The sequence below is a fragment of the Sphingobacterium bambusae genome (assembly GCF_033955345.1).
GTDB lineage: Bacteria > Bacteroidota > Bacteroidia > Sphingobacteriales > Sphingobacteriaceae > Sphingobacterium > Sphingobacterium bambusae.
The window spans coordinates 4861873-4884970 of sequence record NZ_CP138332.1 but is presented as its reverse complement, the minus strand read 5'-3'; the positions used below and the strand labels follow the sequence as shown (position 1 = coordinate 4884970).

Below are 23098 nucleotides of genomic sequence, written 5' to 3'. Positions count from 1 at the left end.
GCGACTATGACGAAAATTGCGATTACAGATGATCACCCCCTTCTCTTAGAAGGGTTGAAGAATATACTATCCAAAGAAGATTACCTCGAGGTGGTAGGCGGATATGCTGATGCTGCTAGCATGATGAGTGGACTGCAGCAGCATCCTGCCGAGATCCTCCTGCTCGACATTAACTTACCTGACGCCAACAGTATGGAACTGCTGGAGCAGCTTCTACTGCTGTTCCCCGAGATGCCCATCATCATGCTTAGCGTACACAACGAGTATGCGGTGATCAATGGTGTGATGCAGGAAGGTGCCAGTGGATATATCCAAAAAAATGCTTCGGCAGAAGAAATCATCGCAGGCATAGAACAGGTTTTGGAAGGCAAGAAGTTCCTGTGTGCGCAGTCGCGTAAAGTCATTGAACAGAAAGATTTGGATGGACTAAAAAGAGTGCCCAAACTAACGCGTCGCGAGAAGGAAATCCTAGCAGAGGCCGCCACAGGGTTAACAACCATACAGATTGCGGAGAAGCTGTTCATCAGTCCGCACACTGTGGAAAGCCATCGAAAAAATGTGATCGAAAAATTCAAAGCATCGAATCTCAGCTCGGCTATCAAACTAGCCATTGAATACGGACTTATAAGACATCACAACTGATATAAGTTCAAGATAGATTGTTTTACACAAAAAAATGGCTCTATGGAATTTCTGCATAATTCTAGAAAAAAAATACTGCTGAACGCAGACGTTGGCGCTCTTTTTGCTAAAGATACGAGAATTATTGGCCATCAAATAAAAGGAATATCACCGTATTATTTTTGCTAAAATTCTTGATTAATCATAAACATCAAGCAAACTATTGACGCCATATGAAGATGAATTTATTGAAACGACTGTTTAACGCATTATTTATTATCGTTGGATCCTGCTTGCTCAGCAGCTGTTTCGATCTGGTTGAACAAATTGACATGAAACAGGATGGATCGGGTAGCATAAAAGCGACCTTGAACCTCAGCAAAAGCAAGACAAAAGTAGCCTCACTGATGAAATTAAAAACCGTGAATGGCATCAATATTCCATCGCAAGCGACAGTCAAGCAAGAGATGGAAAATGCTGTACGCAGCCTCAAGGCCACAACAGGCATCAGCAATGTACAGTATAGCCTCGATTTCAACAATTACATCGCTACGCTTTCCTGCAATTTTAAGTCGGTACAAGCCCTCAACGAATTTAGCAACACGCTTTCGAAGCAATTTAAAGCGAAGATAACGAGCTACAACAGCTATGCTTATCAGGCATCTACCCCTGCTTTTGTGCGCAATTACAAGTATATGCCCGACATCGCCAAAGAGTTTGCCAAGATTCCTAACGAGGATCAAAAGCTATTTGCCGAGGCCTTTTATACGAACATCATACGCTTTGAAAAGAACATCAAATCCCAGACTAATAAGTCAGCAAAAGTATCCAGCAACGGAAATGCAGTGTTCTTAAAAGTGCCAGCAACGGCGCTAATCAACGGGTCAATTAGTTTAGCAAATACCATCACGTTAACAAAATAATTACTATGTCTCCAAAAAATTATCTGGTAGGGTTGCTTGCCCTGTCAACATCGACCTTGGTCTATGGGCAAGACTTGGTGCAGCGCATTCCAGCGCAGGCCGATCTTGTTGCCGTCGTGAATAGCCAGGCCATCGTCAAGCACAGCTCTTTTGAAAAACTCAATGAAGTGCTTTCGAAGCTCGGTGCATTCGAGGCATTACAGGCCGAACATGCATTAGACATGAACAAGATCGAAGATTTTGATCTTGCTTATGATCGCAATGCCTACGTCTATAAAACGGATACCGATAGCTCCTATTACGTGGGCATCCTAATCCCACTAAAGGCAGGGCATCAGATCGAGCAGCATATTTTTAGCGATTTTTCGGTTGAAAGCGCCCCCGGCGGATACCGTAAAACCATCGCCAAAGAAGGGAAGACGCAGCTTGCATGGAACGACAACAGCTTATTCATCCTTACGGGCGACTACAAGAGCCACTTTTTCCAAAACGATAGCATTGCAGCAGCGTATGGCATAACGCCTACCGCCGCCGCTGATACATGGTATGATGCGCCTTATGCCGTTGATACGATTGTTACGGCAGACGATATGTATGCAGACGATTGGGCCGTCGCCGCCGATAGCGCAATTGCCGTTGCAGCAGACGTAGAAGATGACTGGGTAATGGCCGAGGCCGACAGCACCGTCGCGGTAGAGATGGAGCTTGAATATGATTCTGTCCCTCCACCGCCTGTGTTCATCTCCGTTCCCCCTCCTCCTCCACCCGTCCAATCCGATGCCGCCGATTGGGCTGTACCTAGTACGCAGGTAGACACGGCTTATGCCACACATTACGATGTGGAATTAGAAAGCTACTCTGACGAAACCTATCAGGCAGAAATGGCCGTTCATACCAAAAACGACTCTATTCGGAATACCGCTTTCTTGAATTGGATATCCCGAGATTTCGAATCCTTGCTGCAGGCACAGAACGCAGTTAGCCTAGACAAGAAGATATTGGAGTATGACAAGAACAATACCCTCGTGCACCTTTGGGTAAAGGATCTTGACGATGTTTACCGCAGCGCACTTCCTTACGATGTGCTAAGCATGAGCTTCGGCTTCAACATGAGAAATCTAGACTATGGCTATCAAGATGCCGTCCTAGACTTTGTACAAGAGAATAATGTTCTAAAGCTAAAAACATCTATCGGCTTAGACAAAGATGTGCAGCAAATCTTTGCCAAGATGTACAAGAACAAAGCAAACCGTAAGTTCGCGAAATATGTACCAGAAAACCATCTCGGCTATCTTTCGTTGAACGTCAATACGGAAGCCTATTTAAATAGTATCCCTACCTTGTTTGAACGTTGGTATGGCCCGCTGGTTTCTTCCTACAGCGACTTGGTAAGCATAGGTGGAATAGCGCTACAGATCGCCTTGGACGAGAAGGCCATTAGCAAAGTCATGAAGGGTGACCACGTGGTATTTATCAATGACCTGAAGAAAGTGACCACTGAATACGTGGACTATGAGTATGACGACGACTACAACTATACGCAGGTAACAAAAACCAAAGAGGAGGAAATACCCAATTTCCTGTGGATGTTCACCTCGGAAGATCAGCGCATATTTACTAGACTGTTGGCCTTTGCCGAGAAAGAGCAGAAGGCGAGCCTTACGAATGGTATTTTTAAGATTTCGGAGAATGAAAAATCCATGCCTGTTTATATCTTTTTCAAAGACGACATCGTTTTTGTGGGCAATGACGAAGCACAACTGCTATCCATCAAGGAAAACCGTTTTGTAGCCAGTAAAGACGCCTCGGTGAGAAAACAAATTTTTGGAAACAACATGGCCGCTACCGTACACACCGCGAAGATACCCGATGTCATCAACAAATTGGGCGTGCCTATTGTTGGCAGTTGGCACAAAACAGTGAAGAGCCTTTCCGAATTTGGCGATATCAGCATCACGGCAAATGGTTTAAAGAAAAACCGCATCGGCGGCGAGTTCTCCATCGCATTTCCGCAGAAGGAAAACAATGCACTTCAGTATCTCCTACAGCAGATACTAGTAAATATCGATAGCAAGTAGGCCGCCAACCGATGAAAAAAGCAATTGGAATCGTAGTAAGTATCCTTGTCGTAACCTGTGTTGCGGCAATGATACTTTACTATATTAGAGCTTCCAAGGCGGAGCAACAGTATGTACATCGAAACAGTGCAGCGATACTGGCTTTGGCCGTGGACGATCTTCTTATCGACAACCTCGGCTCCCTTATGTCCGCTCGTTCCAAGCAAGGTTCATCCAACGACAGCCTGACGAAAACCCTGCTGCAGGATATTTGGAATGCCGGCATAGACATCCCTGCCCGCATCTATCTTTACAGTTTACCCGAAGATTCGCATAGCTATTATAGTGTACAGAAGATCAATGATCAAGCGCAATGGGATACATTCCTACAAAAGTATAAGCTCGAAACGGAAACTTCCGCAGATGGTACGGCGATTCACTTATCAAAAAATATAGCGTTACTCCAATCGGGAGATAAAATACTTTTTCGCCTTGCACTAAGAGATAGCAGCAGCCCATCCTTTACAGCCGAAGTGCTACAGCAAGAAGATAACTGGTTACAAATTCGCCAACTTAACGCGGTGAAAAAGCTTCCTAAACAAGACCACTTAAGCTACTGGACGTTAGATAGTAAGTTATCCATACAGGCTCACATACATAATGACAAAACGGAGATTCAGGGCTCATGGCAGTTAGACAGAGCATTGCCCAAAGGCCAATATGAGGCAAGAGCCTTCAACGCGAACGACATCGCCCTACTTTTTTGGAGCCAGCTCCCGATATCCAGCGTACCCCTCCTAACGGAAGCCTTATCGAATTTTTCGAATACTGCGACAGGAGGAGACAAAACCTCTAGTCAACTTCGTTACATGGATTTACTTGTACGGCAGCAAACAGTTTCCCAGCAAGATACCATCATCACCTACGATTATGATGAGGACTTCAACAGCGTAGAGACAAGTGCTATACAGGAAATACAGGTTCCGATGATAGAGAGTGTGTGGCAGGGCGACAGCACGTTCGCGCAACAGCTACCCGACAAGATGTTTTATAAATTCAAAAAGGAAGTAAACGGACGGCATATTTTCCTATCTACAGATGCCAATCCGCATAAGGATATCAAATTTGCGAAAAAGGACGCGCTGCTAGGTCTCGTTATGGATTTTAACTATTGGCCAAGTACGTGGCTTATCCAGCCCTTCAAAAGCCTGCAACAACAAGCTTTAAAGGCCAACATCAAGATTACTACAAAGGACGAAAAAATAATGGAGATTAAAGGAGAGTTACGCTACAAGCCGATCCTACATTAATCATTTTTATGCCCGGAGAATTTTTTCCATTGCTTTCCCTTTCGCCAACTCATCAATAAGCTTGTCAAGGTAACGCACTTTTTGCATCAGTGGCTCTTCAATATCTTCCACCCGGTACCCGCAGATAACGCCCGTGATTTTAGAAACGTTGGGGTTTAACAAGGGTGCTTCCTTAAAAAAATGCTCAAAATCCGTTTTCTGTTCCAAGATCTTTTCCAAGGCTGCCGCATCGTAGCCCGTAAGCCAAAAAATAATTTGATCGACCTCTTCCTTACTTCTCCCTTTTCTCTCCGCCTTTTGGATATAAAGCGGATAAACGCCAGCGAATGACATTTTATATACCCTTTCTACATTTTTCATAGTTTGCTATTTTTGAGGACAATTTACCAAAAAGAGGTAGCATGCCTATTTTTTATCGAAGCCTATACTTCTCCAACGATACGCCTGGAATGCTAGACTGTTATTTTATTCGGAAACAGCTATTTTTGCATCAGCTCCTGCCGCAACGTTGTAGGAAAATGCTCTATTGCATACCGAAGCGCTGTGCGAGGCATCGCATGCTGACGTGCTTTCACAAAAGCATATACCGCATCCAGACGCACTTTACTATACACTTTGAGCAACCAGCCATAGCCCTTTTGCACCAAATCATCATCCCGCAGCAATAGCGTGTCCGCGATAGCAAGTCCAACATCCATAAACAATCCTTTGCGTGCCGGCACGATCAGCGAAACCGCCGCCGCCCGCTGCAACCAACGGTTATCCTGCACAGCCCAATGCTGCATCGTCGAAAGCAATTCGGGATACTTCATTAAAAAACTACCCACCGTATTGTTACAAAAGTTGTCACATGTTGCCCAATTGGACACATGCTGCGCTATCCATATGTAAAAACGCGCTAAATCTTCTCTCTCAAATTCCTTCCGGAAAGCGTAGACCAGCTCCGACGCCAAAAAGGCCTCCTCTATCCAGCCGGTGCGCCACAGTTCGTCGCAAGTTGCAAAGCAAGACTGCTTTCCCAAGGGTTTCATAGTTTTGATCCAACTTTTGGATAACTCCCGCAATTTAGGAACACTAATGCCCAAAGTCTTTATATCGTCTTTATGGTATCGCTGCACGGCCTTCTGCCCCTCTTCATTTGCCAAACCTGTCAATGCTTGTCGTACCGCTATCAATGCATGGTTCATAGTCCTTTACCGCTCTTTTTAATGTTCTTCTACTTTACCTACAAAGCCGGTAAAGTAAACCAAAATGTAGCACCCTCGCCAGGTATACTTTCCACCCCTATTTCTCCCTGATGCCTATGAATGATATCTGCGCTGATGTATAGTCCTAAACCAAGGCCCGATACCTTTATCCCGGAATCATCGGCACGCACATAACGCTTGAATATATTATGCTGTTTCTCGACAGGAATGCCTGGCCCTTGGTCACGCAAGGAGACACGTACAAATTGATTTTGAATTTCTACTTTAAAGCCTATCTCCTGCGAACTGGGAGCATACTTCAACGCATTATTCAAGAGGTTAACCAAAACCTGCTCTATACGGTGTTCATCTGCATAAACCGATACATTGCTATCCCCTTCGATCAACAGGTTGTAACGATCTAAGGCCGGCATATTTGCACAGATATCCGTAAACAAATCGTTCAACACAAATCGCTTCTTGTTCAACTGAAGTTCACTATTCACGGTGCTTACATTAAGCAGATCATCAATCAGCTTGCTGATTCGCTCCATACTACGATTGGCCTGTTGCAGCAGCTTTCCCGAAAGATCGACATCCTTCCGATCCTGTATACGCATTAAAAACTGTAGGGAGGCCTTCAACGAAGTGATGGGCGTCTTTAACTCGTGGCTCGCAATGGAGATAAAATCATCCTTCTGATGCTGCAATTGTTTATGCGTGGTGACATCAAGTACCGTCCCAAGCAATTTGTGCGCGGTCCCGTCACGATGGTAAAATACCTTTGCATGTACACGAATCCAATGCACGGATTGGTCACGACGCAAAATCCTTGCCTCATACATCATCTTGCCATCCCGCGCTGCTACGGCGTGTGCCTCTGCACTCAGGTGTACATCATCCGGATGAAAATTGCCTAGCAGCTGCGCTCTTGAATCCGGACGTGCAACGTCAAATATATCATCAAACCGTGCAGAAGTGAGCACTTTATCCGTATCATAGTTATATTCAAAAGTGCCAATCTCTGCCGATTCTACCGCCAAACGAGTGCGCTCTCCTGCCTCCTCAATGGCTTTCCTAGACTTCACTTTCTCCGTCACATCTATCGCTAGCACCAACACGGCATTCACCATTCCGTTATCAGCAATCACCGGCTCATACACAAAATCCACCCACACCGTCTCCGGCTGATCGAAACGGATCAGCAGCAGTTCGTGTTCAGTCGCCACAAAAGGCATTCCCGAGCGAATCACTTCGTCCATAATCGGCCCGTAAAAGGATGCAGCCTCAGGAATGGCATCCCATACCATTTTGTAGGCTAGATTTTCTCTTTTCTTGCCCACTAGCGTCAAGTAGCCATCGTTGACCTCAACAATCTTCAGATCGGAAGACCGAATGACACAAATCCCGACCGGTGCCTGCCTAATCAGCAGGCGGAAGCGCTCCTCGCTAGCCAACAGCTCTTCGTGCTTACTGTTCAAACTATGCTGCGACGCCAGCAGCTCCTCATTCGTGGCCGAGAGCTCTTCTACGGTTGCGCTAAGCTCGTCGTTCAGTGCCGTCATTTCTTCCACCAATGCCTGTTCCTTCGCCAAACTATCTGCTAAGCGATGTTGCTGTTCCATATTTGCAGCAAGCTCTTCCTTATTAAGAAGCTGTTTGGTAGCCAAATACGTATCCGAGCCTATCCAAGAAAGAATAAAATAAGCAGGGATATTCCCATCGCTATAAACTGGCAAAATCTCCAACTCGTCCTCCGGTTGCAAAAGCCGCCTATCGTTCTGCATCACAAAGCCAGCATCTCCTACCTTGATACATACAGATTTCCCTAAATTACTTGCTTGTTGCAGCGCTGCCGTAAGTGCTGATTCCCTAGATTCACTCCTATTGTCATGCCCAAACAGCAGCCAACAATCGCTACCGCGGTAGTCGATAGATGCATCCAGCTGAAACAACAATTCGTAAGCGCTATTGTAATCCACTACTATACAATCTGTCGTATTTTCACCTACGATTAAACGCGGGATATCTCCTTGAAATAGCGCTTGAAACAACGGATTGCCGATATAACTCATAGCCCTAAATTAGCAATTTTTAAGAAGAAATACTGTCGAATAGCAAAAGCACTTCGTACCTCCCGAAAATGAACCAAATGCACGCTAGAGAGTTCTATATAAAAACATAAAACATGAGAAGAACAAACATACATCATCCCGCCATCATCGCGTTAATGATGACGGGCCAAGGAGCACACGACGAGTCATCGAAAACAAAAGCGAATGATCCAGAAAAACCCAACGAGCTGGACAAGTTCCCTAAAGAGGGCGAAGAAATTGAAAATCTTCCGCCCGTACAACCCGATGTAGATCCACTCGAGCGTGAGAATCCGGATCTGGATGAATGGGAAGAAAACGAGGAGCTGGACATCGATGACGAGGATCTTGAAAAAGAAGCGGCTATCGAGCAGCACATACCACAAGGACAGACAATCGTGGTCGATCGCAGAATGGGAAAAGACGAATTATAGGAATTAAGGTAGTATTCTACGCAGTATTTTCATAAATGTAGCATGCGCTCTACAAGGCGAAATACAAGTAATGAACAGAGATTATATTTTTGTTTAACCTTAATTTGATGAGTCATGCTAACAGATACAGAAATTACCATCGTAACGCTGCTGCAAAATCCAAAACGGACGGCAGCCCTTACTATAGCGGCTTTATCTGGCCGCTCGGATCTGGAAGAGAGCATCAACTCCCTGCATAGAAAAGGCGTTATACACCTGCCCGAAAGCATGGCGGAAGATGACCCGCTCGCCTACGTGAAGCTTACTAAGTTTGGCAAGCTTGCCAAGTTGAAAAGTCCTGATGTGACACCTTGATCCGACGTTTATCTCAAAGCAAAAATCCCAAGAAGATAAACCTTGGGATTTTTGTTTAAAGCGTTCCTTTCTTTACGCGGGCTCTATAAGTTGGGGTTGTTATTTAGTTCATTCAGCGGAATAGGAAACAGGTAATATTTACTGTTGGGTACGAAATTGCTTCCGTCAGGAAATTTGGTGATCCAATGTCCTAGAATGCCCACCCTGTTGCCTGCCGCATCAACAAATGTCTCGCTACTTTCACGACGCTGCGGCGCGGTTTGCAGCCTCAAGATATCATAGAGCCGAAATCCTTCTCCCCATAATTCTTTCCTACGTTCCAAAAGAATCTCATCGATCAATGCAGCCTTTGAAAAGCCAGACACGCCAAGTAGTGGCAAATTACGTTTTTGCCGTAATTCGTTCAGTACTTCCACTGCTCCTGTCAAGTTATCCAAACGCGCCTTACTCTCCGCTTCGATCAGCAATTGCTCGGACGAACGCATCAGTACAATATGCCCATCGCGATTCGGATGTTTGTTGCGGAATTTCCTGTACCGGTAGGAACGGTAAATCGCCTCTGCAGGTTGATTAGCGATATCGAATAGCGACTTTCGCACATCGCCCGCTTCAAATAGAGCGATGAAATTTGGATCCGGCATAATACTGTTGTAACCGAAATATAAGTTCGTACCACGTGCATCCGTCGTGTAGGGTGTTGTTTCAATGTAGGCGAGATAGGATGCTCCGCCCTTATTTTGTGTAGCCGTTTGCGGATGGCCCCAAATCCATTCGCTGTTGCTCACATCGTTAAAGCCTTCTTTATACTGATCGGCAGACATGATGGCGTATCCCGCTCGTGCTTTTATCGCATAATCCCTTGCTTGCTCCCAGTTCTCCATCGTCAAGTAGGTACGTGCGAGCAGACCGTAGACGACATGTAAATCAGGTCGATTTTTCACGCTACGCTGATAGCCCACTAATAGCCGCTCCGCTTCCTTTAAATCACTAATCACCAAATCATACACCTCCTTTACAGTAGACAATGGCTTGGGATCGGTATCAGGCGTGGTCGGCTCCGTATAAATGGGCACCGCCTTCGCATTGGGGTCTTTTACATAAGTAAATTGATATTGACGCACCAAGTTCAGGTAATTGTGTCCTCGAAGCGCATAGGCCTGTCCCTTAAGATGCTTCAGCGTTTCCTTACTATTTTCGTCAAGGGGTAGGTTGGCAATGATGTTGTTGGCATGGTCTATCGATGTGTACTGCAAGGTCCAAAAAAACAGCGCCCTGCGTGTAGTATTGTCGAAAGGGTCACGAAAAGGATACGAATCGCGAAAGCCATAACGTCCGTCGCGCGCAAAGGCGTCTTCGCCCATCACCTCGTGAGTAAGGAAAATGGTGGGCAGCCCCGGATTGTCCTGTGAAGTACTGTTTTCTAACAGGTAGCGGATAGCGCCATTTACAAAAGCATTGATATTATCTTCAGAATTGAAGACCTCAGGAGTGGTAATTTGCGTGGCCGGAGCCGCATCAAAAAAACTATCACTACACGATGCGCATAGCAAAGGTAGGAAAGCCAATATAGATCGAAATTTCAAGTTCATGATCGAATTTTAATTAAATTAAAAGGACACATTCAAAACAAAAGAGTAAGCTCTTTGCGCCGGATAGCGGTAATAGGTGGTACCATCAACCGTTTGCTCGGGATCTAGACCCTTGTGCGCATATAAGGTCAGCAAATTTTCGCCAACGAAGCGTAGGCGTACATCGGCCAGCGACCAACGGTTTACCAGCTCTCGCGGAAGAGCATAGCTTAAGTTGATATTTTTGAGCCGGGCGTAGGTAGCATCATACAGAAACCGCGTGGATGGAATCGTGTTCCAAGGATCCGACACGTAAGACAGGCGCGGAAAGTCGGTATCCGTATTTTCCGGTGTCCAGCGGTTCAGCGCCTCCGTTGACCAAGCACGCCCCGGTGCTGAACCTACATGCATCACCATAGGTTGATCCCCATCGAAGATTTTGCCGCCTAGGTTATAGGAGAACAGAAAAGATAGCTCAAGGCCTTTATAGTTGAATGTATTGCTTAAGCCGCCATACAGGTCGGGCAGCGAACTCCCTTGGAAATAAGGCGTCGCTTCGGTTTGGTTTGCCGTGGTAGTTCGTCCCGTCACGCGACCTTCCGCATCCAGTTCATCCTTATACCAAGTGGCCTTACCGGTCTCCTGATCTACACCGGCCCACTCCTTGATGTAGAAATCATAGATAGAGCCTCCTTCAACCATCTTCTTGGTATTACCGTATTGACCTATGGAGCCGGTCAATATTTCTTCTTGCGGCAACTTGGTAATCCTATTCTTGTAGTGTCCAAAGTTTGCGGTTACCGTCCAGCGGAAATCTTTGTTGCGTATAGCGACACCCGTAATCTGCCCATCTATTCCTCGATTGCTCAACGATCCGATATTGGCATTGATGCCGCTGTATCCCGTCGATGGAGAAAGAGGTTTTAGAAAAAGTAAATCTTTAGACCGTCGATCAAAGAAGTCGATCTGCGCGATCAACCTATTATTGAATAGTGCCACATCGGCACCCACATTCAGGTTCAGGTTTGTTTCCCACTTCAAATTCGGCGTAGGTAGATCAGAAGGCAACAGCCCGAGCATATCCAAACTGTTATAAATGGAGTAGAAACCGCCGTAGGCAAAATTGCCCACCTTATCATTGCCCTGTGCACCATAGCTGGCACGCAAATTCAGGTTGTTTACAGCGGAAACATTGGTCAAGAACGCCTCCTTTTTGACATTCCAGGCAGCACCAACAGACCAAAAGTCGCCCCAGCGCGATTGCTTGCTGAAGCGAGACGATCCATCCCGACGATAACTACTCGAGAAATGGTAACGACCCAAAAAATTATAGTTTAACTGAGACAGCCAGCTGGAAAGGCGATAATCTTCCGAGGTACCATTAAACACACCGCTCAAGGTGCCTGCCGAAGGCTCCGTTTTGCCAAGCACTTGAAAGCCAGTACGGCTGCCCGATAGAGACGATCGGTTTTCCACATAAACTTCCGGCCCCAGCAACACCGAGAAGTTATGCTTATCAAGCAGATTAAGCTCGTAGTTCAAGAAACTGTTCACGGTGTAGTTCAGTGCACGACTCGCGCTTCTGCTTGCCGATCCCGCCCCTTCCGCAATCACACCTGTGCTGTAGTAGGAATGCGAATAACTGTGCGAACTCGATGCTCTATAATCCACATTTGCCGTACTGCGCAGGTAGAGGTTCTTAAGAAAAGAGATTTTGAAATTTGTTCCCAGCAAGACCGCGTCGTTTTTTGTTCCCGAAATAGCATGCTCTGCACTTCCCAAGATGTTGGATCCACTTGCTGCCGTGGTAGGTCGCCATAAGCCGTAATCCCATTTCCGCCCCCCATCTTCATCCAGCACATAACTGCCATCGGGGTTCCGTTCGTAAACCGGATATATATTCGAGATGAGCCGCTGAAAATTAGCATAATTACCGGTGTTGCTATCACTTTGGTTGGGCGAACGTTGTGCGCCGGACGAGAGGGAGACATTGGCGCCGATCTCAAACCAACTGTTTACGGTTGATTGCACATTTGTACGGAAGTTATAGCGTTCAAATTCCGATGTGCGTATCCAGCCCTGCTCGTTGAGGTAGCCGCCTGAAAAATAGTAGCGTGTGTTTGCACTTCCACCGCTTGCGCTCAGGTCATACTGCTGGCGGACGCCTGTGCGTGCTATCGCTTTTCCCCAATCGTCGTTCCACAGTGGCGTGGCTCCCGCCAGCAGCTTGCCGTCAAGCCCAACGGGTTTAGGATACGCCGGCCCATAAATATTAACCTTCAGTGCGCCATCTACTAGGTAGTCTGTCGCATATTGAGCGGCCACATCAGCGGCCTTGCCTTGATCCAATTGCGTATTGCGTATCGCCTCCCATTGCAACTCGTAGTAATCCTGCGGCGATAGGTAGTCGTAATCGGCCACTGCTCTACCGGTGAATCCATAATTTGCAGAAAAGTTAATTGCGGTTTTTGCATTAAGATCCCCAGATTTTGTGCTGACCACAATAACGCCATTCGCACCTCGCGAACCATATAGTGCACTAGCCGTGGCATCCTTCAAGACCGAGATGGAAAGGATATCTTTTGGATTTAGATTATTTGGATTGGCTCCCGGGATACCGTCGACAACATAGAGCGGCGCCGTAGACGCATTTACCGAGCCTACACCACGGATAAAAATATCTGCATCTGCTCCCGGCTGTCCCGACGCGGCGATAGACTGCAGCCCGGGCACGCTCCCCTGTAGAGCCTTACCAATGGTTGTGATCTGCAATCTATCCAGCTCCTTGGCGCCAACGGTCGCCACAGAACCGGTATAGCTAGACTTTTTCGCCGTTGTGTATCCTACGACTACCGTTTCTTCCAAGGTATTTTCGGAGGCCTGTAGCTCAAGTACCGCAGGCGACTGCTCCACGGTGATCGTTCTGGTTTCGTAACCTACAAAGGAAATAGTGACGGTAAATGGCAGCTTCTGTCCGGTAACAAATTGAAAACGACCAAATTTATCCGTCGTCACAGTATGCGTAACGGCTTGCAAGCTAAGCGATGCGCCGGTCAAAGGCAGTTTAGTCGTTGCATCGATCACCGTGCCGCTCAGCACCGCGTTGATAATAGGCTTTGCTTGCTCCTGCCCCTGCACATACGGGAGCCATAAAACCAACAGCAGCGCATAAAGATAGTAGCATATGCTATTTTTTTTCATTAGAATAGTTTTTGTGGTTGGGTAATAGAAAACCAGCTGTCATCCTTAACAATGATGACAGACCGGCTTTCCTCGATTAATAAGGATAGTTAGGAAGTCTTGATTATTGTATGTCCCGAACGACGGAAATTGCAGACGAAAACATCCAAAGCACGGTGTTAACCATCCGCATGGGAGCGTTTAACATGGCGCTTACTTGTGTCCGAGTGAAGCGAATACTAAATGTTTTTTGTCCACAGACAGGGACTGAGAGAAATGTAGGTAAAAAATACGCATCTACGCGAAATGCCTTCATGGATTTGAGTTGTTTAAGGGTAAATAATGACAAGTGCCAACGCCAATTGATTACTTGTATAGTTTGTATCGTTCCATATGATATGGTAAGGATACGGCAAATATAAAAATAGTTTTAAATAAAGTCTACCTTTTTTGTAGATTTTATTTTTTACTGTAGGTAGCCCTTGCATCGCATAGCAATACTTAGCTAAAAGAAGAGACAGGCTAGCAAAAAATCAGTCAATAAACAAACATAGTTGATCCCATTCCGTTCTACTGAAGGGACATCGTAGAACATAAGCATTATGGCAAGAACGAATAAATTGGGTATGGTTAAGCATGGAGCGCGGCTGTTGCTGGGTACTTTCATGCTGTTTGCCGGCATTGCACATCTTACCTTTGCGCGAAGGGCCTTTCGTGCGCAGGTTCCTGATTGGTTGCCGATGGATAAGGATCGCGTCGTGGTACTCTCAGGCGTTGTAGAAATTGGTTTAGGACTTTTGGTTATTTTTGCGGGACACCGCAGCCGATCGATCCCCTGGCTCTTGGCTATCTTTTTCGTTCTCGTATTTCCGGGCAACATTGCCCAATACCTGAACCATCGTGACGCCTTTGGACTTGATTCCGATACCGCACGCTTGACTAGGCTATTCTTTCAGCCTGTCTTGATCTATTGGGCATTATGGAGCATGGGAGCCATCCCGCCAAACATTAGAAAAAATCGCGCAGGGCTCGGCTCCCGATAAGCTTTTAGATAAGTGCCATTCGGCTATAAAAATTTGTTGAAAGCAAAATGCCCGCGATCGCGGGCATTTTAAATTTTCTATTGCTGTATCTTAAAGAATAGCTTCGCGCACGCGAACCAACTTCTCCAGTAGTCCTTCCAACAAATCCAAGTGGAGCATATTAGCGCCGTCGGATTTTGCATTGGCCGGATCAGGATGTGTTTCGATAAATAAACCATCAGCGCCTACGGCAATAGCTGCCTTAGCAATCGTTTCAATAAGCGCCGGCTTACCGCCTGTCACACCCGAGGTTTGGTTGGGCTGTTGCAGGGAATGCGTACAATCCATAATCGTCGGAACCTCAAAAGCACGCATTTCTGGGATACCCCGAAAATCGACAATCAAGTCTTGGTAGCCAAAAGAGTTCCCGCGGTCGGTCAAAAACACCTTATCATTGCCTGAGTCTTTCACTTTATCCACGGCAAACTGCATGGATCCAGCCGAAAGAAATTGTCCTTTTTTGATATTCACCACTTTGCCGGTCTCTGCTGCCGCTACTAGCAGCTCTGTTTGGCGACACAAAAATGCCGGGATCTGCAACACATCGACATAGGCCGCGGCCATAGCGGCTTCATGGCTTTCATGAATATCCGTTACGGTAGGTACACCGAAAGTCTTCCCTACTTTCTCCAATACTTTAAGTGCCTTTTCGTCGCCAATACCGGTGAACGAATCCACCCGAGAGCGGTTTGCTTTGCGGTAGGAACCTTTAAAGATATACGGAATATTAAACTTATCGGTTATCGTGACAATGCGCTCCGCAATACGCAAAGCAATCTCCTCCCCCTCTATGGCGCAAGGGCCGGCCATCAAAAAAAACTGTTTAGAATCAGCATTCTTTATGCCCGGCAAATACTGTTGAATCATATAATCTATTGGTAATTAATTTCCTAATTCTGACATGAACTTGATCCGCATCAACTGCACATCTTCAAACGTGTAATCTTCCTCGCCAAGCTCGGCCAAAGCTTCCTTAATGGAATCTACCTCGGCAGATCGGAAATAGTCGTACACCTCATCCTGACGGTCACGATCGATCATTTCGTCCACAAAATAGCCAATATTGAGCTTGGTACCCGAGTTTACGATTGATTCCACTTCTTTCAGCAGATCTTCATAACTGATACCCTTCGACGAAGCAATATCGTCTAGACCAATTTTACGGTCTATATTTTGGATAATGGAAACCTTCAACGCCGATTTGTTTGCGGTACTTTTCACCACCATATCCTGCGGACGGTCGATGTCGTTATCATCCACATACTTCTTGATCATTTCCACGAAAGGAACACCAAATTTCGTGGCCTTGCCGGCTCCTACCCCTTGAATCTGCTTCAGCTCATCCAAGCTTACCGGATAGTGCGTACACATCTCATCCAACGACGGATCCTGAAAAATTACAAAAGGCGGCAGCGATTTTTGCTTGGCCAGTTTTTTTCGAAGCTCCTTCAACATCTTCAACAGTTCGGTATCCAATGCTCCGGCGCCTGCACCAATATCATCCCCCAGCTCATCATCCGATTTTTCCATCGGCCGGTTCAAGATAAATTTGATGGCATAAGGATTGGCCAAATATTTCTTTCCGCTCTCCGTCAATATCAGTAGCCCATAATGGTCGATATCCTTCTTCATAAATCCGTTAAGCTCCGCTTGCCGGATCAATGATTTCCAATAGTTTACGCCCTTCTCCTTACCCTTACCAAACAAAGGATGTGTATCATGCTTGTAGGCCGATATGGGTTGGTTGTTTTGCCCAATCATCACATTGATAATGTGGTGATCGTCGAATTTGTCTCCCTGTTCCTTCACAAAACCAAGCACCTCCAACAGCGATTCTTCAGCATCAAACTGTGTTTTCTGCGTGCGGCAATTGTCGCACATGCTGTTGCAGCCGGTTTCGTCAAATTGCTCGCCGAAATAGTGCAATATCTGCTTCCTACGGCAAACCGAGGATTCCGAATAGTCGATCACCTCTTTTAATATCTGTGTACCAATTTCCCGTTCCGAAACCGGCTTATCCTTCATAAATTTTGTAAGCTTCTCGACATCCTTTTCCGAATAGAAGGCCAAGCAGTAGCCTTCGCCACCATCGCGCCCCGCACGCCCTGTCTCTTGGTAATAACCTTCCATAGACTTCGGAATGTCGTGGTGGATCACATAGCGCACATCCGGCTTATCGATACCCATACCAAAAGCTATCGTCGCCACGATGACCTGCACATCTTCCATCAGAAACTTATCCTGTGTATCGGCCCTTGTCTTGGCATCTAGCCCTGCATGGTAGGGCAGCGCCTTGATCCCGTTAATATTTAAAACTTCAGCAATCTCCTCCACCTTCTTGCGACTCAAACAGTAAATAATACCAGTCTTGCCTGCATTCGCACGAATGAACTTCACGATCTCTTTCACAACATTCTTCTTGGTACGCACCTCGTAGTACAAGTTGGATCGGTTAAAAGACGATTTGAACAGGGTGGCATCGTTCATCTGCAAATTTTTACGGATGTCGGATTGCACCTTCGGTGTGGCCGTTGCTGTCAAGGCAATGATAGGAATACCTTCCCCAATGCCGTTGATAACCTGACGAATCTTACGGTATTCTGGTCGGAAGTCATGCCCCCACTCCGAGATACAGTGTGCCTCGTCCACCGCAACAAAAGATACCTTAATCTGCCGCAAGAACTGCGTATTTTCTTCTTTCGCCAACGATTCGGGAGCCACATAAAGCAACTTCGTTTTCCCATCGGTCACATCCTGCTTCACCTTAGTGATTTCGCTCTTATTGAGCGATGAATTAAGAAAGTGAGCAATGCTCTCATTGCCGCCAAATGCCCGTAATTGATCGACTTGATTTTTCATCAAGGCAATCAACGGAGAAATAACGATTGCGGTACCCTCGCTCATCAAAGCGGGTAATTGATAACAGATTGATTTCCCTCCACCAGTAGGCATAATAACAAACGTATCTTTCTTGTTAAGGATGTTTGTTATGATAGCTTCCTGATCACCTTTGAATGTATCGAAGCCGAAAAATTCCTGCAAATTGTCAAATAGTGATTTTTCTATTTCCATTGACTGTAGAACAAAAAATTAGATGGACCTGTGACTTTAATGCGTCTTAAATAACTTACTTTTGTAGTTTCGTAATATAAAATTAGATATTTTTTCTGTGATACACAACATCGATATTAAAAAGAACGCGGTGGAGACGCTGCAACTGGAAGCTGCGGCCATACAACATTTGACCCAAACTATCGATCAGGATTTTGTTGACGTAACGAACAGAATATTGAATTTACAGGGTCGCGTGATCGTGACGGGCATCGGAAAAAGTGCCATCATCGCACAGAAAATGGTGGCCACATTTAACTCTACCGGCACGCCCGCCATCTTTATGCATGCCGCCGACGCCATCCACGGCGACTTGGGTATTATCCAACCGGAAGATCTTATCATCGCCCTATCAAAAAGTGGAAATACGCCGGAAATAAAGGTGCTTGTTCCTTTTTTAAAACAAACCGGTAACACGCTCGTTGCCATGGTGGGCAACCTCAACTCCTTCCTTGCACAGCAGGCCGACCATATCCTAGATACGACTGTCGAAAGGGAAGCATGCCCCAATAACTTGGCGCCGACAACAAGCACCACGGCCCAGCTGGCTATGGGCGATGCCTTAGCGGTAGCTTTACAAACGTGTCGACAGTTCTCGGATCGCGACTTTGCCAAATACCATCCCGGTGGCGCTCTCGGCAAACAGCTGTACCTGCGTGTGGCGGACTTATCCGACAATAATGGCAAACCGGAGCTGGCTCCCAACGCCAATATCCGTGAGGTCATCATCACCATCACCAAACACCGTCTTGGTGCAACAGCTGTTATCGATAACGATGAGCTGCTGGGTATCATAACCGATGGCGATATCCGCCGCATGTTAGAGAAGCACGAAGACCTCACCGGACTAAAAGCAAGCGACATCATGGCCAAAGCACCTAAAACCATCGATCGTCAAGAGCTCGCCGTAGAAGCCCTGCACCGCATGCGTCAGGACAACATCTCCCAACTGCTCGTGGTGGAAGACGGCAAGTATCGCGGTATCGTACACTTGCAAGACCTTTTGAAAGAGGGCATTATCTAGACTTTCTGTAATATTTTTGTTTATTTAGCCAAAACGGGGCGATAACGCGCTGTTAATTTGTAATTTTGGCTTGTATTTTGATTGGATTAGGTATCTATACTAAAGAAAACGAAAAATGAAAAAGACATTAGGAATATTAGCCGTATTTGTAGCGATTATAGGATTTACCGCTATGGCCACAGCCATCGGAGAATTCAAATTTGAGAAGGAAACCCATGACTATGGCAACATTCCGCAGAATAAGCCTGCTACTTACGATTTTAAATTTAGCAATGCAGGTGATGCGCCGATCATCATTTCAGAGGTAAAGCCTTCATGTGGATGTTCAGTAGCTGAATTTACCAAAACACCTATCAAACCAGGTGAAGCTGGTACCATTACCGTAACCTACAACGCAGCAGCGAAAGGTCCATTTACCAAACAATTTACGGTGAAGTCGAACACGAAGACTCCGGTAAAAACATTGACGGTAAAAGGTAGTGTTGAATAACGATTAAATACTTTTTTACGATAAAAGCCATCCTCGCGATGGCTTTTTTTGTGCGCATTGCATTAAAAACTTTACCTCCAATCTCGTTGCTAGCATTTTCTTTTTCTTATTTTTGCAGCACATAAACAAATTAGTCTACGATGCCAAAGATATCGAACAAAGGTATAGCAATGCCTGCTTCGCCGATTAGAAAGCTAACGCCCTTTGCTGATCAGGCGAAGAAAGATGGCAAGAAAATTTACCACCTCAATATCGGTCAACCAGATATTGAAACGCCGGAAGGTATGTTGAATGCCTTAAAAGGTATTGACTTCAAGGTGTGGGCCTACACGGCCTCTGAAGGTACGGCATCCTACCGCGCCAAACTGGCAGAATATTACAACAAGCTAAACTATAACCTCACCCCCGTAGATATCTTGGTAACCAACGGTGGCTCGGAGGCCATTACCATCGCTATGCAGGCCTGCTTAAACCCTGGCGAAGAAGTTATCATCCCGGAACCTTTCTACGCCAACTACAACGGATTTGCCTGTGCGGCCGATATCGTGGTCACCCCCATCATGTCGTACATAGAAAACGGTTTTGCACTTCCTCCTATTGCAGAATTTGAGAAATTGATTACCGAAAAAACAAAGGCAATTGCGATTTGTAACCCCAATAACCCCACGGGATATCTTTATTCGCGTGAAGAACTGGAAGCCTTGCGCGACCTTTGCTTGAAACACGATCTCTACCTCTTCTCCGATGAGGCCTATCGCGAATTCTGCTATGATGGACGCGAGTTTATTTCGCCCATGCATCTCGAAGGACTGGAAGAGCATGTCGTGGTATTCGATACGGTATCCAAAAGGTATTCTGCCTGCGGTGCCCGCATAGGCTGCTTGATCACCAAAAATCGCGAGCTTTACCAAACGGCATTAAAATTTGCGCAGGCCCGACTGAGCCCTTCTTTAGAAGGTCAACTGGCGAGCGAAGCGGCTGTGGACACACCAGACAGCTACTTTGAAGCCGTTTCCAAGGAATACACCGCACGCCGCGATACTTTGGTGGATGGACTTAACGCCATCGAGGGTGTATTTTGTCCGAACCCGGGTGGTGCTTTTTACGTGGTAGCCAAATTCCCGATAGATAATGCCGATCGTTTTTGCCAATGGATGCTTGAAGAGTTTTCGTATAATAACGAAACCGTGATGATGGCGCCGGCAACTGGATTTTACAGCAGTGAAGGTGCCGGATATAACCAGGTGCGCATGGCGTATGTGTTAAAACAGGAAGACCTACAAGCGGCACTCGCTTGTATCGCCGAAGGATTGAAATCATACCCCGGACGTAGCTTATAAGCCCCTACTGCTTTCGCCGCGATCCCTAAAATATAAGCGATGAGGTTTACCTTATCGCTTTTTTTAAAACAATTTCTTTTTCCATACGTTTTATTATCAGTACTAAAACAAAATGAAGACTATGGACAAACTGAAGAAATTTGACCTTATGGCAAAGATTACCAGAGAGCTGGAAGATGTAAGAAATAGCCAGCAGGCTGTTTTAGAAAAAATTGGTAAAATCGAAGTGGACAATATCGAACTGGGTGATAAAACCATCGAGTCCAAAATACCGGACATTTACCAACGTACCGCCGACAACGCTGACGCAATCAAAGCTATATTGGATTCTTTCCAAGAAAAAACGGAAGAATTCGGCGAGAAAAACAACGTCGAAAAATTACGCGAGCAGGAAGCTATCAATAATCTTAAATAGCAGACTAACGTAAGTTTTAGCAGACTAAAAAAGGGCATTTCTCATTGGAATGCCCTTTTCTATACCCGTATAATTGCACGGGTACCTAAGTACCTCCTCCGTCGATCAGTATATAAACAAAACGCACATCAATACAAATGGGGATGGCATTTCAAACCTTCAATTCAATCATTTATAGCTGTAGAGATAAAACTCATTTTTTCAGATAAAAAATCGAACTGATAAAATACAATTTTCTCTTAGTTACCTTAATTTTTTTTCCAGACAGATTAGAATAGAACCCTCTATTCTTCTCGTAATACATACCTGTACTGTCTAACTCTTTAGGATATGACCTGAGTAAGATAGAGTCTCTCCCAATCCAGCTAAACTCCCCCTCGGAGAATACGTATGGTGAATGATTTCGATAAACAAAGTACTTATTTTCACGGAAGCGCATAGTTGCCTCACCAAGCATACCTAAATGTCCCGTGGAATAGGTATGGTTATCAAGATGTAAACTTTTGTTTCCAAGCGTGCCACAGGAGTATAACACCGCCGAGCAAACTAAGGTGCAAAATGTTACGAACACAACCGATATTTTCATAGCTAATAGTATTTATGTAAACAAATATCTTCTCTAACTAAGCCTCCTTATCTGACGATGATCTAAGCCGAATTACGAAAATGATTTCTATATAATTGCGCAGCGGTATCCGGATGGAGTATTTCTGAATAAATCCCTCGTGCATTATTCTGTTTAAGTAATGCATCAACCACTCCCAAATGCATACCTGAATTTAAAGCTACTCCAGGTAATTGACGATACAGATAGGCCCCTTCGGAATCTATCAAATTACGGACGTAAGATCCTGTAACTATTGATAGCTTTGCACCTACTATAGCGAATTGTCTTCTAAAGGCTGCTATCTCGTTAACCGGTTTTATCGAATGTTTTTTTTTAACCATTACGAGATTGAAAAATATACATTATTTGACTCATTCTTTAGCTTATCCCATTCACCGCCATATCAGATACCTCCTTTTTAGAAAGGTTCACTCGAATATACCAATGATTGGCGCCCCCGTCCAGTACATGAAGTACATCTCTAGCGAAGTCCTCATCATTCATATCCAGTCCTCTGTGAAGAAATATTTCAACAACGGCGCTAGAATCTGGCAATACATGCCCTACATATTGTCGAATATATCTTTTGAGTGTTTTTCTATTGATCGGTGGATGCTTATATTGCTTCTGCTTATTAAGCATGTAAGCCGTATTCATACTATTCGCCAAGATTTCCTCTGCATTTTCAATATCCTCTGAACTCGGCGTATAACGCCCGTTTTCTGGAGGAAAGCCCCAAACAGCGTATTCTTTTGGAAAGACAAAACCTTTATATCCCTTCCCTTTTAACAATTTAGCGTGTTGTGCATACAGTTGGTTACTTGCTAAAAGTAGTGCCGCGATCACGAACAATCTGATGATATTCATAACATAGGTGATTTTAAAAGGAGTTTTGTAAACCTTAACATATCAAAAAGCAGCAACTAGCCCATATTTCGACGATATCTATCACTTAACCTAAGAAACCAAATCATACGAAACGGTATCCCGTTTATTGGATAATGATCGCTTTAGCGCTAGTCTGCTTTAACGGGTCTACCTAACGACCATATGGGTAGATCATAAAAAGAAATCCCCGAGCACAAAATCGCGATCGGGGATTTTTTTATGACGCTTCTTCCTGCGTCTTTTTAATAGTTACTCGTGGTCCATTTTTCGGCCTTTTCTTGCCGTGAGATCCAATTATAATTTTCCCTTTACGTGTTTTTTTATCGCCTTTTCCCATAATGCTACTGTTTAAAATTTATAATTATCAATTACTTAACAGCAATTTAATAACAAAATATTGCAATAGCAAAGGAT

General features: G+C 45.3%; 21 protein-coding genes. 11 read left to right on the top strand and 10 right to left on the bottom strand.

From position 1 onward, the window contains the following. Positions 1 to 6: 6 nt before the first annotated feature. The 4 genes from SCB77_RS20245 to SCB77_RS20230 all read left to right on the top strand — a co-directional run bounded on the left by SCB77_RS20245 (position 7) and on the right by SCB77_RS20230 (position 4911). Entirely contained in the window at positions 7 to 642 is a 636-nt protein-coding gene (locus tag SCB77_RS20245) for a response regulator transcription factor (protein ID WP_320183818.1), read from the top strand. Between the two features lie 212 nt (positions 643 to 854). Continuing rightward, positions 855 to 1544, top strand: a complete 690-nt coding sequence (locus tag SCB77_RS20240) for a hypothetical protein (RefSeq protein ID WP_320183817.1) — start codon at positions 855 to 857, stop codon at positions 1542 to 1544. Between the two features lie 5 nt (positions 1545 to 1549). Continuing rightward, entirely contained in the window at positions 1550 to 3622 is a 2073-nt protein-coding gene (locus SCB77_RS20235) for a hypothetical protein (protein ID WP_320183816.1), read from the top strand. Positions 3623 to 3633: 11 nt separating this feature from the next. Next, the gene (locus tag SCB77_RS20230; RefSeq protein ID WP_320183815.1) at positions 3634 to 4911 is read left to right on the top strand and encodes a hypothetical protein; all 1278 of its coding nucleotides are present in this window, start codon (positions 3634 to 3636) and stop codon (positions 4909 to 4911) included. Positions 4912 to 4917: 6 nt separating this feature from the next. Here SCB77_RS20230 and SCB77_RS20225 read toward each other — a convergent pair whose 3' ends face one another. The 3 genes from SCB77_RS20225 to SCB77_RS20215 all read right to left on the bottom strand — a co-directional run bounded on the left by SCB77_RS20225 (position 4918) and on the right by SCB77_RS20215 (position 8173). Beyond that, positions 4918 to 5271: a DUF2200 domain-containing protein gene (locus SCB77_RS20225; RefSeq protein ID WP_320183814.1), complete on the bottom strand. Its 354-nt coding sequence runs from the start codon at positions 5269 to 5271 to the stop codon at positions 4918 to 4920. A gap of 119 nt (positions 5272 to 5390) precedes the next feature. Beyond that, complete coding sequence (locus SCB77_RS20220; RefSeq protein WP_320183813.1) at positions 5391 to 6098, bottom strand: DNA alkylation repair protein; 708 nt, start codon at positions 6096 to 6098, stop codon at positions 5391 to 5393. Between the two features lie 38 nt (positions 6099 to 6136). After that, positions 6137 to 8173: a sensor histidine kinase gene (locus SCB77_RS20215; RefSeq protein WP_320183812.1), complete on the bottom strand. Its 2037-nt coding sequence runs from the start codon at positions 8171 to 8173 to the stop codon at positions 6137 to 6139. A gap of 113 nt (positions 8174 to 8286) precedes the next feature. On the opposite strand from SCB77_RS20215, the gene SCB77_RS20210 reads away from it, so the two are divergent. Together SCB77_RS20210 and SCB77_RS20205 are read left to right on the top strand one after the other, a co-directional pair. Next, positions 8287 to 8625: a hypothetical protein gene (locus SCB77_RS20210; protein WP_320183811.1), complete on the top strand. Its 339-nt coding sequence runs from the start codon at positions 8287 to 8289 to the stop codon at positions 8623 to 8625. A 114-nt stretch (positions 8626 to 8739) separates the two neighbouring features. Beyond that, a complete protein-coding gene (locus tag SCB77_RS20205; RefSeq protein WP_320183810.1) occupies positions 8740 to 8979 on the top strand; it encodes a hypothetical protein in 240 nt (79 codons plus the stop codon). Between the two features lie 83 nt (positions 8980 to 9062). Here the strand turns inward: SCB77_RS20205 and SCB77_RS20200 are convergent, their stop codons facing one another. Continuing rightward, positions 9063 to 10568, bottom strand: coding sequence for a RagB/SusD family nutrient uptake outer membrane protein (locus SCB77_RS20200; protein WP_320183809.1), 1506 nt, complete (start codon positions 10566 to 10568; stop codon positions 9063 to 9065). A gap of 18 nt (positions 10569 to 10586) precedes the next feature. Further along, on the bottom strand, positions 10587 to 13748 hold the full coding sequence (locus SCB77_RS20195; protein ID WP_320183808.1) for a SusC/RagA family TonB-linked outer membrane protein: 3162 nt from the start codon (positions 13746 to 13748) through the stop codon (positions 10587 to 10589). A gap of 581 nt (positions 13749 to 14329) precedes the next feature. Here SCB77_RS20195 and SCB77_RS20190 point away from each other — a divergent pair. Continuing rightward, on the top strand, positions 14330 to 14770 hold the full coding sequence (locus tag SCB77_RS20190) for a DoxX family protein (protein ID WP_320183807.1): 441 nt from the start codon (positions 14330 to 14332) through the stop codon (positions 14768 to 14770). Positions 14771 to 14860: 90 nt separating this feature from the next. On the opposite strand, the gene kdsA is transcribed toward SCB77_RS20190, so the two are convergent. Further along, positions 14861 to 15676 (bottom strand): 3-deoxy-8-phosphooctulonate synthase, encoded by an 816-nt coding sequence (gene kdsA / locus SCB77_RS20185; RefSeq protein ID WP_320183806.1) that lies wholly within the window; start codon positions 15674 to 15676, stop codon positions 14861 to 14863. Positions 15677 to 15691: 15 nt separating this feature from the next. Then, positions 15692 to 17881 (bottom strand): DNA helicase RecQ, encoded by a 2190-nt coding sequence (gene recQ / locus SCB77_RS20180; RefSeq protein WP_320183805.1) that lies wholly within the window; start codon positions 17879 to 17881, stop codon positions 15692 to 15694. Positions 17882 to 17981: 100 nt separating this feature from the next. On the opposite strand from recQ, the gene SCB77_RS20175 reads away from it, so the two are divergent. The 4 genes from SCB77_RS20175 to SCB77_RS20160 all read left to right on the top strand — a co-directional run bounded on the left by SCB77_RS20175 (position 17982) and on the right by SCB77_RS20160 (position 21189). Further along, entirely contained in the window at positions 17982 to 18944 is a 963-nt protein-coding gene (locus SCB77_RS20175; RefSeq protein ID WP_380935547.1) for a KpsF/GutQ family sugar-phosphate isomerase, read from the top strand. Between the two features lie 115 nt (positions 18945 to 19059). Next, entirely contained in the window at positions 19060 to 19434 is a 375-nt protein-coding gene (locus SCB77_RS20170; RefSeq protein WP_320183803.1) for a DUF1573 domain-containing protein, read from the top strand. Between the two features lie 140 nt (positions 19435 to 19574). Further along, positions 19575 to 20774, top strand: coding sequence for a pyridoxal phosphate-dependent aminotransferase (locus SCB77_RS20165; RefSeq protein WP_320183802.1), 1200 nt, complete (start codon positions 19575 to 19577; stop codon positions 20772 to 20774). A 121-nt stretch (positions 20775 to 20895) separates the two neighbouring features. Beyond that, positions 20896 to 21189: a hypothetical protein gene (locus tag SCB77_RS20160; RefSeq protein ID WP_320186641.1), complete on the top strand. Its 294-nt coding sequence runs from the start codon at positions 20896 to 20898 to the stop codon at positions 21187 to 21189. A 648-nt stretch (positions 21190 to 21837) separates the two neighbouring features. Here SCB77_RS20160 and SCB77_RS20155 read toward each other — a convergent pair. The 3 genes from SCB77_RS20155 to SCB77_RS20145 all read right to left on the bottom strand — a co-directional run bounded on the left by SCB77_RS20155 (position 21838) and on the right by SCB77_RS20145 (position 23021). Next, positions 21838 to 22137 (bottom strand): hypothetical protein, encoded by a 300-nt coding sequence (locus tag SCB77_RS20155; RefSeq protein ID WP_320183801.1) that lies wholly within the window; start codon positions 22135 to 22137, stop codon positions 21838 to 21840. Between the two features lie 37 nt (positions 22138 to 22174). Next, entirely contained in the window at positions 22175 to 22663 is a 489-nt protein-coding gene (locus tag SCB77_RS20150; protein ID WP_320183800.1) for a hypothetical protein, read from the bottom strand. 238 nt (positions 22664 to 22901) lie between these two features. Further along, on the bottom strand, positions 22902 to 23021 hold the full coding sequence (locus tag SCB77_RS20145; protein ID WP_320183799.1) for a 30S ribosomal protein THX: 120 nt from the start codon (positions 23019 to 23021) through the stop codon (positions 22902 to 22904). Between the last annotated feature and the right edge of the window lie 77 nt (positions 23022 to 23098).

Excerpts from the sequence above, each read along its gene's own strand:
- SCB77_RS20245 (WP_320183818.1), top strand. The coding sequence starts at position 7 with ATGACGAAAATTGCGATTACAGATGATCACCCCCTTCTCTTAGAAGGG.
- SCB77_RS20240 (WP_320183817.1), top strand. The coding sequence starts at position 855 with ATGAAGATGAATTTATTGAAACGACTGTTTAACGCATTATTTATTATC.
- SCB77_RS20235 (WP_320183816.1), top strand. The coding sequence starts at position 1,550 with ATGTCTCCAAAAAATTATCTGGTAGGGTTGCTTGCCCTGTCAACATCG.
- SCB77_RS20230 (WP_320183815.1), top strand. The coding sequence starts at position 3,634 with ATGAAAAAAGCAATTGGAATCGTAGTAAGTATCCTTGTCGTAACCTGT.
- SCB77_RS20225 (WP_320183814.1), bottom strand. The coding sequence starts at position 5,271 with ATGAAAAATGTAGAAAGGGTATATAAAATGTCATTCGCTGGCGTTTAT.
- SCB77_RS20220 (WP_320183813.1), bottom strand. The coding sequence starts at position 6,098 with ATGAACCATGCATTGATAGCGGTACGACAAGCATTGACAGGTTTGGCA.
- SCB77_RS20215 (WP_320183812.1), bottom strand. The coding sequence starts at position 8,173 with ATGAGTTATATCGGCAATCCGTTGTTTCAAGCGCTATTTCAAGGAGAT.
- SCB77_RS20210 (WP_320183811.1), top strand. The coding sequence starts at position 8,287 with ATGAGAAGAACAAACATACATCATCCCGCCATCATCGCGTTAATGATG.
- SCB77_RS20205 (WP_320183810.1), top strand. The coding sequence starts at position 8,740 with ATGCTAACAGATACAGAAATTACCATCGTAACGCTGCTGCAAAATCCA.
- SCB77_RS20200 (WP_320183809.1), bottom strand. The coding sequence starts at position 10,568 with ATGAACTTGAAATTTCGATCTATATTGGCTTTCCTACCTTTGCTATGC.
- SCB77_RS20195 (WP_320183808.1), bottom strand. The coding sequence starts at position 13,748 with ATGAAAAAAAATAGCATATGCTACTATCTTTATGCGCTGCTGTTGGTT.
- SCB77_RS20190 (WP_320183807.1), top strand. The coding sequence starts at position 14,330 with ATGGCAAGAACGAATAAATTGGGTATGGTTAAGCATGGAGCGCGGCTG.
- kdsA (WP_320183806.1), bottom strand. The coding sequence starts at position 15,676 with ATGATTCAACAGTATTTGCCGGGCATAAAGAATGCTGATTCTAAACAG.
- recQ (WP_320183805.1), bottom strand. The coding sequence starts at position 17,881 with ATGGAAATAGAAAAATCACTATTTGACAATTTGCAGGAATTTTTCGGC.
- SCB77_RS20170 (WP_320183803.1), top strand. The coding sequence starts at position 19,060 with ATGAAAAAGACATTAGGAATATTAGCCGTATTTGTAGCGATTATAGGA.
- SCB77_RS20165 (WP_320183802.1), top strand. The coding sequence starts at position 19,575 with ATGCCAAAGATATCGAACAAAGGTATAGCAATGCCTGCTTCGCCGATT.
- SCB77_RS20160 (WP_320186641.1), top strand. The coding sequence starts at position 20,896 with ATGGACAAACTGAAGAAATTTGACCTTATGGCAAAGATTACCAGAGAG.
- SCB77_RS20155 (WP_320183801.1), bottom strand. The coding sequence starts at position 22,137 with ATGGTTAAAAAAAAACATTCGATAAAACCGGTTAACGAGATAGCAGCC.
- SCB77_RS20150 (WP_320183800.1), bottom strand. The coding sequence starts at position 22,663 with ATGAATATCATCAGATTGTTCGTGATCGCGGCACTACTTTTAGCAAGT.
- SCB77_RS20145 (WP_320183799.1), bottom strand. The coding sequence starts at position 23,021 with ATGGGAAAAGGCGATAAAAAAACACGTAAAGGGAAAATTATAATTGGA.